General features: G+C 69.3%; 12 protein-coding genes. 4 read left to right on the top strand and 8 right to left on the bottom strand.

Annotated features, from left to right (window positions below):
* Nucleotides 1-382 precede the first annotated feature (382 nt).
* From VE326_00695 to VE326_00680, 4 genes are read left to right on the top strand one after another with little or no spacing between them, the layout of a single operon-like run.
* Complete coding sequence (locus VE326_00695) at nucleotides 383-3,271, top strand: CHAT domain-containing tetratricopeptide repeat protein (GenBank protein HYJ31718.1); 2,889 nt, start codon at nucleotides 383-385, stop codon at nucleotides 3,269-3,271.
* Nucleotides 3,272-3,277: 6 nt separating this feature from the next.
* Nucleotides 3,278-3,706: a hypothetical protein gene (locus tag VE326_00690; protein HYJ31717.1), complete on the top strand. Its 429-nt coding sequence runs from the start codon at nucleotides 3,278-3,280 to the stop codon at nucleotides 3,704-3,706.
* The gene (locus tag VE326_00685; protein HYJ31716.1) at nucleotides 3,682-4,701 is read left to right on the top strand and encodes a radical SAM protein; all 1,020 of its coding nucleotides are present in this window, start codon (nucleotides 3,682-3,684) and stop codon (nucleotides 4,699-4,701) included. The genes VE326_00690 and VE326_00685 overlap by 25 nt, the downstream gene beginning before the upstream one ends.
* A gap of 60 nt (nucleotides 4,702-4,761) precedes the next feature.
* Nucleotides 4,762-5,448 carry a hypothetical protein gene (locus VE326_00680; protein HYJ31715.1) on the top strand — a complete coding sequence of 229 codons (687 nt, stop codon included), beginning with the start codon at nucleotides 4,762-4,764 and terminating at the stop codon, nucleotides 5,446-5,448.
* A gap of 34 nt (nucleotides 5,449-5,482) precedes the next feature.
* Here VE326_00680 and VE326_00675 read toward each other — a convergent pair whose 3' ends face one another.
* From VE326_00675 to VE326_00640, 8 genes are all read right to left on the bottom strand, one after another.
* Nucleotides 5,483-6,757 (bottom strand): glycosyltransferase, encoded by a 1,275-nt coding sequence (locus VE326_00675; protein HYJ31714.1) that lies wholly within the window; start codon nucleotides 6,755-6,757, stop codon nucleotides 5,483-5,485.
* The gene (locus VE326_00670; protein HYJ31713.1) at nucleotides 6,754-7,533 is read right to left on the bottom strand and encodes a DUF5752 family protein; all 780 of its coding nucleotides are present in this window, start codon (nucleotides 7,531-7,533) and stop codon (nucleotides 6,754-6,756) included. The genes VE326_00675 and VE326_00670 overlap by 4 nt, the downstream gene beginning before the upstream one ends.
* 46 nt (nucleotides 7,534-7,579) lie before the next feature.
* Nucleotides 7,580-8,275 carry a hypothetical protein gene (locus VE326_00665; protein ID HYJ31712.1) on the bottom strand — a complete coding sequence of 232 codons (696 nt, stop codon included), beginning with the start codon at nucleotides 8,273-8,275 and terminating at the stop codon, nucleotides 7,580-7,582.
* 4 nt (nucleotides 8,276-8,279) lie between these two features.
* Nucleotides 8,280-9,083 carry a trehalose-phosphatase gene (gene otsB / locus VE326_00660; protein ID HYJ31711.1) on the bottom strand — a complete coding sequence of 268 codons (804 nt, stop codon included), beginning with the start codon at nucleotides 9,081-9,083 and terminating at the stop codon, nucleotides 8,280-8,282.
* Nucleotides 9,080-10,672, bottom strand: coding sequence for a trehalose-6-phosphate synthase (locus VE326_00655; GenBank protein ID HYJ31710.1), 1,593 nt, complete (start codon nucleotides 10,670-10,672; stop codon nucleotides 9,080-9,082). Before VE326_00655 ends, otsB begins: the two co-directional genes overlap by 4 nt.
* A gap of 160 nt (nucleotides 10,673-10,832) precedes the next feature.
* Entirely contained in the window at nucleotides 10,833-11,522 is a 690-nt protein-coding gene (locus VE326_00650) for a CDP-alcohol phosphatidyltransferase family protein (GenBank protein ID HYJ31709.1), read from the bottom strand.
* 22 nt (nucleotides 11,523-11,544) lie between these two features.
* Nucleotides 11,545-12,327, bottom strand: a complete 783-nt coding sequence (locus tag VE326_00645; GenBank protein HYJ31708.1) for a hypothetical protein — start codon at nucleotides 12,325-12,327, stop codon at nucleotides 11,545-11,547.
* The coding region (locus VE326_00640) for a hypothetical protein (protein ID HYJ31707.1) at nucleotides 12,306-13,760 on the bottom strand (1,455 nt) is incomplete at its 5' end. The genes VE326_00645 and VE326_00640, both read right to left, overlap by 22 nt.

Raw genomic sequence — 13,760 nt, 5'->3', positions numbered from 1 at the left:
TTTCATTGACACTCTCCTCTCCCTCGTAGTTCCCTCATGCCCTGGGGCGCAATCTGGCTGGCCCCGCCCGGCCCTCCGGCCGCTGCCAGCCCACCGATTCCAGGCAGGGGGAGCCGTGAATCGAACCGTGCCGAGCGGCCTGGTGCCGCGCGCCCTTGGTCCAAGTCGTCCCGAGCCCGCCATTCATCCTCGCCGTTCCCTCCTCACGCGTGTGCTCTTTGGGGCCTTTCTCGCGTTCTCTCTCTCGAACGCCGCGTTTTGCCGCGCCGCCGTCACGCTGGACGACGTCCGCGGGTTGATCCGAGAAGGGCGGTACGAAGAGGCGGAGCGCCGGGCGCGCGCGCTCCTCGCGGACGCGGAGCGAGCCCACGGAGGAGAATCGATGCCGGTGGCGGACGTCCTGGACCAGCTGGCGGAGGCCATGCGCAATGCGGGACATTCCGGCGCGCCCGACGCGCTGGGGATCTGCGAGCGAGCGGTGCGCCTGAAGGAGAAGCTGGCCGGGAAGAACAGCGCGCCCTACGCCGCGAGCCTGCACAACCTCGGAGCGCTCCACCTGACGAACGGGGACCTCCCCCGGGCGCGCCCTCCGCTCGAGAAGGCGCTCGAGATCCGCCGAAAGGTCCTGGGCGAGATCCACCCCGACGTCGCCCGCAGCATGATGTTCCTCGCGAAGCTCGACGCGGATCAGGCCCGCCTTGGGGATGCCGAGACTCTGGTCGAGGGCGCCATCGCGATCCAGCAGAGGGTCCTGTCCGCGGGCGATCCGGAGCGGATGCGCGCGCTGAACATGCTCGCCACGCTCAAGTACGAGCTCGGCGACTACGTCACGCCGGCCTCCATGTGGGAGCAAGTGCTCTCGTCGCGGCGGAAGACGCTGGGCGCCGATCACCCGCTCGTCGCGGAGGCGCTGCACAATCTGGGGGCGCTGGCATCCGAGACCGGCGATCTCGATCTGGCGGTTACCTATCTGGAAGAGGCGCTTCGAATCCGGCGCGACCGCCTGGGTCCCTCCAATCCGTACGTGGCTGCCACCCTCGGCGATCTGGGCCAGGTACTGGTGGCTTCCGGCGACCTCCCCGGCGCGCGCGCACGCTTCCAGGAGGCGCTCCGGATCCAGGAGCGCCCCGAGAACAAGAACCAGGCCGACCTCGCCTGGGCGCTCCGGAACCTGGGGGACCTCTCGATCGAGCTCAAGCAGTACACGCGAGCCCGTGCCTTGCTCACGCGGGCGCGACGGATCCAGGAACGCGGGGGAGAGGGCGGCCACCTCGATCTCGCCTGGACGCTGAACTCCCTGGCCCGGATCGCCGAGCACGACGGAAATCGCGCCGAGGCCGAGGCCTTGTACGAGCGCTCCCTCAAGATCAAGCAGGTCCTCTACGGGGAGACTTCCCCCGACGTGGTGGAGACGGAGGGACAGCTCGCGCGATGCTTGCTCGCCGGACGGGACAGTGCTCGCGCCGCCCCGCTCGCGCTCACCGCCGCTCGCGCCCGGGCCGATCATCTGCGGTCGACGGCTGCCGGGCTGTCGGAGCGTCAAGCGCTCGCCTATGCCGGCCTCGGCTCGCTGCCGCTCGACGTCCTTCTCGCGATGGCTCCCGCGGGTTCTCCGGAGCAGGTCGGCGCGACGTGGGACGCGCTGATACGGTCCCGCACGGTCGTACTCGATGAGATCGCCGCGCGCCACGGCGCCGTGATCGCGGGGCTCCGGGACAGCTCCATCGCGGCGCCCCTGCGCGAGTTGGACGGCGCCCGAGGACGCTACGCGAATCTGCTCGTCCGGGGGATCGGTGAGCGGGATCCGGGTCCCTACCGCGCCGCCATCGACCGGGCTCGGGACGACGTGGACCGCGCGGAGCGGGTGCTCGCCGCGCGGAGCGCCGGATTTCGGGCGGCGATGCGGCGCGAGGAGGTCGGCTGGAAAGAGGTCGCCGACGCCATTCCCGAAGGCTGGGACCTCGTGGCCTACGCCCTCCATGGGAGAGGCCCCGATCGTTCCTACGTCGCGTTCGTCGGGCGGCGAGGCCGGCCCCCGGCCGCCGTTTCCTTGGGCGCCGCAACCGAGATCGACCGCCTCATTCTGCGCTTCGTGCAGGCTTGTGGACGCTCCGATCGAGGCCCCGATGGGACGATCGACCGCCGCTTGGAACCCGCGTGCCGCGCCGCGGGGCTCGCCCTGAAGCGCCGGATCTGGGATCCGATCCAGGATCGTCTCGGGGACGCCAGGCGGCTCTTCGTCGTGCCGGACGGCTCGATCCATCTCGTCAACTTCGCCGCCATGCCCGAGGGGGCTGCCTACTGGGTCGAGACCGGCCCCCTGGTCCATTACGTGTCGGCCGAACGCGACCTGGTCCGTCGGTCGCGGCGCGACGAGGGGACGGGACTTCTCGCTCTCGGCGGGGTCTCGTTCAACGCGCCCGAGGACGACGGCTCCGAAAGCGTCGCCTCGCCTCGCGACTCCCTGGAGCGTGACTCTTCGGAGCAGCCTCGCCATTCGGTTCCGCGTGGAGGGCCCCGCTCCCTCGGTCCCAAGCCCGAGTGCGAAGAGTTCCGAACCACCCGCTTCCGCGCCCTGCCCGAGACGGCGCGCGAAGTTCGTGAGATCGCGGCCGCCTGGGGAGATTCGTCCCGCGTGGCCCTGCTCACGGGAGACCGCGCCGGCGAAGCCGCCTTGAAGGCGCTTGCCCCCGGTCGCCGCGTGATCCACCTGGCGACGCACGGCTTCTTCCTCGACGCCTCGCGATGCGCCGCCGGCCGGACGGGCGTCCGCGGCATCGGGGGCGTGGCGATGGGACTTCCATCCCGGACCGCGGCCGCGAAGGCGCGGGTGGGAAGTCCTCTTCTGCTTTCCGGTCTCGCGCTGGCCGGAGCGAACCTGCGCCTGAGGGCGAAGCCGGATCAGGAAGACGGGATTCTCATGGCCCAGGAGGTGGTGTCGCTGGATCTGTCCAGCACGGAGTGGGTCGTCCTCTCCGCCTGCGACACCGGTCTCGGAAAGCTGCAGGCGGGGGAAGGGGTGCTCGGCCTGCGGCGCGCGTTCGAAGCCGCGGGCGCGGGCGCCGTCATCATGAGTCTCTGGGAGGTGGAGGATCGCTCCTCCCGCGAGTGGATGCGCCATCTGTACGAATCGAGGTTCCGTCTCGGACGGCCGACTCCCGAGGCCATCCGCGACGCGGACCTCGCGGTGCTCCGGGACCGCAGGGCCCAGGGTCTCGGCACGCACCCGTTCTACTGGGCCGGGTTCGTCGCCGCGGGCGACTGGAGGTGAGCGGGTATGGCCCCCAAGAAGGATCCCAAGAACAATTTCAAGAACAAGTCCAAGGCGGACGGCGGCTGGTGCACGGACGACCTGTACTTCGACGAGGAGGGATGCCTCTACGTGGCGAACAAGGCGCTCGCCGACGCGATTCAGAGCTCGATGGCGGCCTGGAAGAACCGCCTCAAGATGTACCGCGATCCTCAGCCTCAGATGGTGGCGGCTCGCGAGGCGGGAGGAGAGCGAGAGTGGCCGAAGACGGTGCTCGACCCGAAATCGGCGGGGCCGAAGGCCGCTCCTGAACCCCCGATCCCGGGCGGCTCCGGTGGAGCGGCGGAGGCGAGCATGGTCGCCACCAAGTTGGACGCACCGGTCCCGCCCGGCGGCGGGAATGCCGACGCCGGAACCCCGGCCAACATGATGTGCCCCTGCTCGCCCGAACCGTGATCGCGACGCCGGTCGCCGTCGCCTGCCTGACCTCGCGGCGGCTCCATCTCATCTTGATGCCGACGGAAGCGTGCAACTTCCGCTGCGTGTACTGCTACGAATCGTTCGCGCTGAAGCAGATGAAGCCGGAGGTGGTGACCGGCGTGAAACGGCTCCTCACGCGGCGGGCTCCGGGATTGAGCTCGCTGGCCCTCTCCTGGTTCGGGGGGGAGCCGCTGCTCGCGCCGTCGGTCATCGAGGAGATCCTGGCGCACGCCCGCTCGCTCGAGGGCGGGCACCCCGGTCTCGCCGTGAACTCCGACATCACGACGAACGGGTATCTCCTCTCCCGGTCCATGGCGGACCGGCTGCTCGCGCTCGGCGTGAGCGTCTACCAGATCTCGCTCGACGGCCCCCGGGAGCGGCATGACCGGACGCGGGTCCGCCCGGGCGGGCTTCCGACGTTCGATCGCATCTGGGAGAACCTTCTCGCGCTCAAGGCGCGGCCGGAGCGTTTTCGCGCCACGCTCCGGCTGCACGTGGACCGGGACAACCTCGACTCCATCCCCGAGCTTCTCCGGATCCTGGCTCCGGAGTTCTCGGGCGACGACCGGTTCGACGTCTTCATCCGCGCCATCGCCCGCCTGGGCGGGCCCCGCGATGCCGCCCTGCCGGTCCTGGCCGAAGCGGACTCCGCCGCCATCCTGGCCCGCCTCAGGGACGAGGCGGCGCGCCTGGGACTTCGGCTGGCTCAGGCCAACGCGGGCGATCCGGTCTGCTACGCGGCGCACGCCAACTCGTTCCTGGTTCGGGCGGATGGACGGCTGAACAAGTGCACGGTCGCTCTGGAGCTTCCTGCCAATCAGGTGGGGCGGATCCGTGAGGACGGCACGCTCGAGCTGGATCGAAGTCGCACGCTGGCGTGGTCGCGCGGACTCGATTCAGGCGATGCGAAGGAGCTTGCCTGCCCGCTGCAAGGGATCGGCTCGGCTTCTCGTCAGACCGTATTGGTGTAAGATCGGCCGCGTTCCCCTTCGCGCTCAGGGGTAATGGCCCCCATCCGTCCAGGAGGCGGGATGCGATCAACCAGGCTCTCCGTTTTCGCGCTCGTGCTGTCGCTTGCCTGTGGTTGCGCATCGAACAAGGCCCTCACACGGCACGCTCTGGGCACGCCGGAATCCGGTGGGCTTGCCGTCCTCCGGACCGTTCTCAATGCCGACTACAAGGCCAGCCCCATGTTCGACGATCTGATCCGGAAGATGACCCTTGGGGAATTGAAGCTGCCCCAGAGCGCCTCGCTGTCGGCGGACGTCTATCGCCTGGGCGAAACGAGGGCGCGGGGGGGAACCCCCTTCGAGGGGGTCATCACCTTTCCCAATCTGGAACCCGGGACGTACGTACTCCGGTCCCTGGAACAGCCGCGCGAAGTCATCGAGCACTTTCGCGACTGGCAGGTGATCAGCAATTCAAAGGAGTACCGGCTCGACGGCAAAGACGGCGCGATCACGTTCGAGGTGCGTGCGGGGCAGCCGGTCTTCATCGGCACCCTGGAGCTGAGCGTGTTCTACGACACGAACGTGCTGGACGATGCCGCCCGAATCGAACTGGACGCGAACCAGTACCGCGCGCGATTTCTGCGTTCGCGTGACGACGAGATCCGGGCCTGGGACGCGTTTCTGCGGCGCGCCCCCGATTCTCCCTGGGCGCCCATTCTGAAGGAGCGCCTGGAATGGCTCCGGGCGCAGGCGACCCGCGTCCCCTGAACGCCGGAGCGGGCGTCCGCAGCCCCTCAACGACCTACACCAAGCTCGCGAACACCGCCAGGTAGTCCCGGACTTCGCGGGTGTGCAGGAAATTGTCGCGCACGTGCTGGCGGCCCTCGTCTCCGAGCGAGCGCCGGAGCTCGGGGTTGTCGAGCAGGCGAATCGACTGGAACGCGGTCCCTTCGATGGAGTGGACCAGCAGCCCCGTCTGCTCGTGCAGCACTTGCAGGGGGATCCCGCCGACCGCGCTGGCCACGACCGCGCGCCGCTTCCAGAGGGCCTCGCTCACGGTCAGGGCGAATCCTTCGCGAAGCGACTTCTGCAGCACCACGGTCGACGCCCGCTGAATGGCGTTGATCTCCAGGTCGGACCCCGGAGGCAGCTCGAGCACGGTCACGCCTGGGGCAGCCGACGCGCGCGTGCGCACCTCGGCCAGGACCTCCGCCCCCTCGGGGTCGTCGCTCGCGCCGCCTCCGGCCAGCAGGAGCCGCGCGTTCGGCCGCCGCGCCCGCACCAAGCGATAGGCGTCGATGACGCCGACCGGGTCCTTGATCCGGTCGAACCGCGAGACCTGCGTGATCCAGCCCGGGCCGGGGGAGAGGTCGAGCCGCTCGAGCACCCCCTCGATCTCGTGCTCGCTCAGGTCGCGGTTCTTCGTCGCGAAGGGATCGATCGAGGGCGGCACGAGGTAGGCCGGGATCGTGATCGGCGGAACGAACGCGATGTGCGAGAAGATCGACGCGTCGTAGCGCGAGACGTACGGCTGCAGGAAATCCCAGTACGCCGGATCGCGCCGGGAAAGGTCGATATGGCACCGCCAGACCCACTTCTGGCCGGGCTGGCGGCGGTGCTCGATCAGCGCGGCCGGCTGCGGGTCGTGGATGAAGATGAGATCGCCGTCCAGGGCGAGCCGGTCGGCCTCGAGCTTCGTCCGCTCGTGGTAGATCTCCCGGTCCTGCTCGGTGAGCGGCTCCACGTGCCCGTGGAGCGCGTTGTGCATCCGCTTGGTCACGCCGAAGAAGCGCTCGTCCCCCTCCATCACCTCCCAGGAGGTGGGCACCCCCAGCTCGTTCAGGATCACGACCACGCGATGCAGGATCTCGGCGACCCCGCCGCCGGTCTTGGTCGTGTTCACCATCACGATGCGATGGCCGCGGAGCTTTCGCGCCAGCGCCTCCAGCGCGCGCAGCGTGCCCGCACCCACGACCGGCTCGTAGCGCGCGAGCCAGTGCTCGGCGGGCGGGTGTTCGTAGGGGACCCGGGCGGTATCGCGGGCGGTGTCGTGGGTGGTATCGCGGATGGCGCTCATGGCCGCTCCTCGGGACCGCGCTCGTTCCGGCGCTTGCCGGCGTTTCCACGGAGACGGCCGGCGAGCCGCGCCATGGCGGCGCGCGCCTCGCGCAGGCGCTCCTCCTCCGGCGCCCCCGCGCGCTCGGCGAGACGGCGGCCGATCTGGGACCGCCGCCAGCGCGCGCCCATGTCCTTCCGGAGCCGGGCGATCGGCCGGCCCGCGGCGACCGCCTGCTCGGTCTGGAGGGCGAGCCCGTCGGCGTCGTGCAGGCGCAGCCAGTGGGGAAAGGAGTTCGCCGTGTCGCCGAACACCGTCGCTTCGATCACGTGGAAGAAGATCGCGGCCGAATCGAGGCGGTGCCAGAGGTCGATCGCCTGCACCGGATCGGCGGCCTCGATGCCGAGCGGGACGGGAACCGATCGCACGCCGACGAAGTGGAAGGCCGCCTCCGGAGGAGCCTCGCGGCGCCGCTCCGGCTGCGGCACGGAGTCGAGCACCGACAGGAGCGCGGCCCGAAGCTCCGCGATCGGCTGCGCCGTGGCCGCCCCGGCGAAGGCCAGGCGCTCGGCGACGTCGGGGGCCTGCAGCGACGTGCCCACCCAGCGCGCGAAGTCGTTGCTCGGCAGATCGCGCGCGTGGGGATAGCGCATCGCGACGCAGGTGACGTGCTGAAAGAGGGAATCGTCGGGCGCTCTCTCGATGCCGGTTCGAAGCGCCTCCATGCTGAGCGCGACGATGCCCGAGGGAGCCTCGAGATGGGCGACCGAGCAGAAGCTGAAGCGGTCCTCGCTCATGGGCGGCCTCCGGTTGCGGCCGTCCTCTGTCCTTGCCCCTCCCGCGTCATGGCCGGCCCGGGTGCGGTCCTTCCTCGGAGGCGCGCAGGTACTCGATGATGAGATCGCGCGCGAGGTCGCGGCATCCGAGGCCGAACGCCAGCGCGAGCGCTAGTCCCGCGGCCGCGACGACGGTGATCCCGATGGCGATCACGAGTTGAGCCGCCAGCCCCAGCTGCTCCAGCGCGACGAGCACCACGAATCCGATGAGGAGCGCGGACACCGCCTGGGAGCGGATCCGGTTCGGCTTCAACCCGGAGGGCGCGAGCAGCGCGTTCAGGATGCGGCTTCCCGCCAGCGCGAGCGGAATGCCCAGGATCAGCACGACGGCCGACGTCAGCACGCGCGGCACGACGTCCTGGAGCCGCGCCGCGATCGACGGGGCGAGATCCAGCCCGACGACACGAAGGGCGACGATGCAAGCGCTCAGGAAGATGGTCCAGAAGAGGGCGTACCCCACGAGCCGGCTGGGGTAGAGCTCGACGCGCCGCCCCTCGCCGGGCGCGAGCCTCTGCGTCGAGGCGTCCACCCCGGTGTGGGAGAGGATCCACTGCGCCGCACGGCCGACGAGCGTGGCGACGAGCCAGCCGAGGAACGCGATCGCGCCCGCGACGAGCACGAGGATGATGCCGCCGACGACCGACACGACGGTGTCGTGGAGCTGCAGGGCGAGATCGGGGGGTATGACCGAATCCCAGCTCATCGTGTCACCTCCGTTTCGAGACGAGCGCGCGCAGGAAGCGCGCGACCTCCTCGGGTCCGCGAACGCGATACGGAGCCGCGGTGGGCCCCGTGCCGACGCGAACGGGAAAGTCGCGCCGGCCGAGCGCGGCGAACGCCGGCTCGTCGCCGGCCGTGTCGCCGAAGTAGAACGTGACCGCCGGGCGCACCCGGCGGCGCAGCATGCGGAGCGCCCGTCCCTTATCGTACCCTGCCGGCACGAAATCCAGCACGCGCCGACCGCGCTCCACGTGGAACCCGAGCCGTTGCGCTCGCGCGGCCAGGCCCCGAAGCGCGCGCACCAGAGCGCCGCGGCGGCGGGGAGCGACATCGCGATAGTGGACCGCGATCGTCAGCCGCTTGTCCTCGATCCACACTCCGGGCGCGGCCTCCGCGAACGGCTCGATCCACCCGCGCAGCGCATCGACCCCGGCGCGGATCGCGCGGAGCCGCTTCGGATCCGGCGCGTCACCGCCTTCCAGGCCATACTGCGCGACGCGCAGAATTCCGGTTACCGGCAAGTAGCGGGCCAGATCGCGCATGGGGCGCGCGCTGAGCGCCGCGACCCGAAGCCACTTGAGCTTCGAGGCGCTGCGGAGCGATCGCAGCGTCGCTGCGGGCACCCGCACCCGATCGGGACGGCTCACGATGGGCGCGAGCGTGCCGTCGAAATCGAGCGCGACGAGCACCGGGCGTCCGGCGCGCGCCGCGCGCGCGAAGGAACCTTCCACATCCTCCCACGCTCCGTCCGCCAGGAGGCGCCGCGCCGCGCGGCGCCGCGTCGTCGTCATCGCCTCCCCGCCGGCCGCATCCCGGGGAGCAGATGGAGCCGGCGGACGTCGCGAATCAGCTTGCGCGCCCAGTCGTAGACGTTCTGCGCGGCCACGACCTCGCGCAGCGAGCGCATGCGGTCGGCGCGCTCGGTGGGACTCAGCGTGAGCGCGCGGTGGAAGGCCATGGCCAGCCCCTCGCGGTCATAGGGCGATACCTGGATCGCGTGCTCCAACTCGCGCGAGGCGCCGGTGAAGGGGCTCAGGATGAGCACGCCGTCGCCGCCGGGGCGGGCCGCGACGTATTCCTTCGCCACCAGGTTCATCCCGTCGTGCAGCGAGGTCACGGCCATCACGTCGGCCAGGACGTAATAGGGAATCAGCTCCCGGAAGTCGAGGTTCCGGGTGATCAGGTGCACCACGTTTCGTCCGTCCCTCCCGTAGGTGGCGTTGAGCCGCTCCACGCGCTGCTCCACGTCCGCCATCAGCGCCTGGTACTCCGGCAGATTGACGCGCGTCGGCACGCCGATCTGGACCATGACGACGTCCTCGCGCCGGTCGGGATAGAGCTCGAGGAAGCGGCCGAAGGCGTCCAGCCGCTCCGGGACGCCTTTCGTGTAGTCCAGCCGGTCCACGCCCAGGATCACCCGGGCGCGGCCCAGCCCCAGGGTCTCGCGGATCCGCTCGGCCTCGCGCCGGGTGTTCGTGTCGGCGGCCGCCATCGAGATCTCCGCCACGTCGGGACCGATCGCGTACGACCGCACGAACGTGCGGTGGCCGCGCCGCCGCACCGCCGAGCGCTCCCGGTCGATGTGGGCCTCCATCTCGGTGGCGACGGTGTCCACGAAGTTCATCGCGTGATGCGGAATGTGGAACCCGAGGAGGTCGCAGGCGAGCAGCCCCTCCAGGACCTCGAGCTTCCAGGGAAGGATGCGGAACACCTCGGGATTGGGCCAGGGGATGTGCCAGAAGAGGACGATCGAGAGGTCGGGCCGCTTCTGGCGCAGCCGCGAGGCGCAGAGCGCCAGGTGATAGTCCTGCAACAGCACGAGCGCCGGCTCGGGCCCCAGGCTGGCCGCGATCGCGTCGGCGAACTGCTCGTTCACCTCGCGGTAGTCGCGCCACTCGTCCCATAGAAAATGCGGGCGCACGTAGACGACATGGCAGAGGGGCCAGAGGCAGCCGTTCGCGAAGCGGTTGTACCCGTCGGCGTGCGCCTCGGGCTCGATCCAGACGCGCTGCAGCGTGTAGCGGTTCGAGCCGGGGGGCATCGCCACGCGGCCCTGGTCGTCGGCCGTCTCCCGGTCGGCATCGCCGGTGGCCTGCGCCACCCAGGTCGCGTTCGTGGCCCGGGCCACCGAATCGAGCGCCGAGGCCAGCCCGCCCGGGCTCCGGATCACCTCGATCCCGTTCGCCCCGTGGACGTGCTGGTAGGGCTCCCGGTTCGAGGCGATGACGATGCGCGTGTCGCCGCAGTACTCGCGGACGCTCCGCTCCAGGTCGGCGGGGCCGGTCTGGCGCTCGAACTCGCGCCGCACCGTCTGCCGCGTGGCCGCCCTCTGAAGGGCTCGCAGGACCCGCGTACCGGTCGGTTCACCCGTTTTGGCCATCCGATAAGTCTATGGCAGGGCGCCGGATTCAGGAACCGGATTCGGGCGGAGCGGTAAATGCCCCAGCCCGGGAAGGCTCTAGAAACAGGTGGCTTACGATCGCAAGGGTCCCTTGCGTCGGGTGGCTGCGAACCCGTGGCGCCATGGGGCGTGCGGGCAGCTACGACCGCGGCGGCTCCATACGGGAGAGCTCACCGAGGTTCCGGACGACCCGGCGGAGCAGAAGACCGCCCATCGAAAGCGCTGCGGCGGCTCCGGCCACGTCGAAGGCGGTGAACCGGATGCCATGGATGGTGAAGGGGATCGGCCCCGTGACCAGGGCCACCACGTTGAGCAGGAACAGCACCCCGCGAGCCTCCGTGGGTCCCAGGACCCCATAGCCGTAGCGGAACACGCCGAAGACGTGCGTCTCCAGGTAGACGTTGATCGAGAGGATGAGGTACGCGATCACGATGGCGAGCCCGACGGAGAGGAGCATGTAGGGAGAAAAGCCGAGGCCCAAGCCGACGGCCGTCGTGGAATAGGCGTCGGTGAGGTGGTCCAGGTAGAAGCCGTACCGCGGGCGCTCGTGCTTCCGAACGCGAGCCAGCGTCCCGTCGAGGCTGTCGCCGAACCAGTTCACGATCAGCCCCGCGTTGGAGAGCCAGAGCCAGTGCCGGTCCCGCGTGGAGAGGATGTAGCCCAGCGCGATCAGCGAGGAGCCGAAGATGCCGATCGCGGTGAGATGGTCGGGCACCATCCAGCGCGGCAGCGAAGCGGCCAGACGCGGCAGAAGCCACTTCTCGCCGCGAGCCAGGATGAACGTGGCTCGACGTTCGGGATCCTTGGGAGCGCCGGGAGCGTCGGCCATCAGTCCTCCGGGTGCGGGGCGGTCATGGGAGGGAGACGGCCATGAGTCGCAGGGGCCGTTTCACCATGCGGTTCAGATCTTCGAATTTCACGGCGATCCACGACTGAAGGAAGCCCTTCTCTTCCTTGGTGAGCTTGTCCGTGTGCTGCAGGCGTCGAAGCAGAAGGTCGACGCGGGGCGAAGGATCGTTTGGAAGCCAAGTGCTTGCCGGAAACTCGGCCCATACGATGAGGCAGCCCGATTCGAGGTGATCCATGAGCCGATGCAACGTCTTGGACTGGAATTCGCGCTGCCCTTCGGCCAGCTCTTCCGGAGTCATGTCGCGAAGAGCGATCTTCTCAGGGTCGACCAATAGGACTTCATAGGGCCCCGGCGTGTCTTGGTACGTGAGCAACAAAGAGTGCCCCCGAAGCTCGACGCTCCTTACGAGTGGACTGGACCGATACGCCTGCTCGACTTGGGCGAACGCCTGATCGGGAGACACGTGGTTCCTCTTGGCGTCACGCAGGATCTCGAGGGTTCGTGCGCGCAACCGCGACCGGAGCGTGTCGCCGTGCGTCGGCCGATGTTGCGGGAGTGGGCGGACCTTCCGGGGGAGGTAGTACCCGTTGATCGCCAGACCGTCGTCGACATATTCGAGAGTAAATGGCGCCTCGAATCGATGCCCATAGAACCAGGTGACGCCACGGTGAACCGTCACTTTGGGCTTCGACACCCCCGCTGGGTCCGCCCGCTCGGGCATGGCGTACGCCTGGACCGCGAGAAGGGCACCAAGCATGGCGCTCAGGATGCTCGTGGCTCGCATGCGGGCATTGTAGACCGGAGCGCACGCTCGCGGCACAAGGCCCATCCTGTTACGTTCGATGACCCCCGCCTGCCGGGCCGCTCGAACGGGCGTGTATCGGAGCCTCGCCGCTCCCATGCGAGCGGGCCGTAGCGCGCGCGACGCTCGCGGACCTGGCAGGCCTCTGTGAACTTCGATCGAGTTGCAGTCCGATGGGATCGAAAAGACAGTGCGGCACGAAGACGATCCTCGAAGGTGGCTCCCTCGATCGTCATGGCATACTCCGTCGCGCGGCGCGCCTCGTCAGCCCGGCACCCCAACCCGCGCAGTCCGGCCATAAGATCCTTTGCCTGTTCTCTGTGCGCCGCCTCCCGCTGATCCGCTTCTCTCTCAGCCGCTGCGAAGCGCTGGGCCGGGGCGTTTCGGCGCGAGGCCCGAGCCTCATTTCGCTTTATGCGCATGAACTCCGCACCGAAGTCCCGCTCGGCCGCGAATTGATTGTGCGCGCGGCAACGAAGCCGCAAGCCCTCCACCGTGGCCGCACCGCCTCGCGCGAACGGCTCCGCGTGGTCGAACTCGAGAAAACGACGGCTCTCGCAGCGATGCCCTCCGAGGCCCACGAACGAGCACCGCCCCGCGTCGCGCTCCCACGCAGCTCGCCGGACCTGAGTCGGGATGTAGCGGGTATCGGTGCCGGCTCGGACGGGATCGGTGGGGACCTCCGTGTCCTGAATGGAGCTCTTGGGCAGGCGAGCGGCGCCGAGCTTCTTCCTCTCCAGGCGCGCAATGAGAACATCCAGGGCGCGGTCGAGGACCTGGGCCACGTCTCCGGAGGGAACAGCATGGCTGAGCAAAGCCTGGGCATAGCGCAGCTTGTCATGGGTTGCCCGTCCGATCGTGACCCGGACAAGGTAATACTCTGGCCTGATTCGAACGTCTGCAACTTGCTCCAGCGCAAGTTCGCAATCCCCAACCGGCAGCTTTTTCGAGCTGACTCGGACTTGCTCGGGGGCATCCTCTTCCCGCGGCGAATCGAGCCCCTCCCGAGGGTGTGAAGCAACTTGCTCCAGCGCAAGTTCGAGACCTCCGTCAGCGACGCTTGACCGAGCGGCTACCGGAGTGATCGATGAAACCAATGCCGAGCCTTTTGCCGAACTGAACTCAGGGAAACGCACCGTAAGCCAAGCTTCGAGGTCGATCTTCTTCCGGTGCGTGGCGGCCCGGATGAGCTCATCCAAGTTCTGCGGATTCAGGTGAGGCGCGAGCATGCAGACGGCCGTCAGATGAAGCCGGCCGTCGGCGACAGCCTCGAACAGGACCGGAAACAGGCGCGCCGCGCGAGCTGCCTGGATCCGCTTGTAGGAGGCATCTTCGGAAAAGCGCAGCTCCTCCACACAGTAGGCAAAGAGGGAGGGATATCCCGCCCCCGCATAAGCACGCCGCGCGTCGACCTC

Source organism: Candidatus Binatia bacterium (assembly GCA_035631035.1).
In the GTDB taxonomy this organism is placed as follows: domain Bacteria; phylum Eisenbacteria; class RBG-16-71-46; order SZUA-252; family SZUA-252; genus DASQJL01.
The sequence above is the reverse complement of the archived record's forward strand: the minus strand, read 5'-3'. Positions and strand labels throughout refer to the sequence as shown.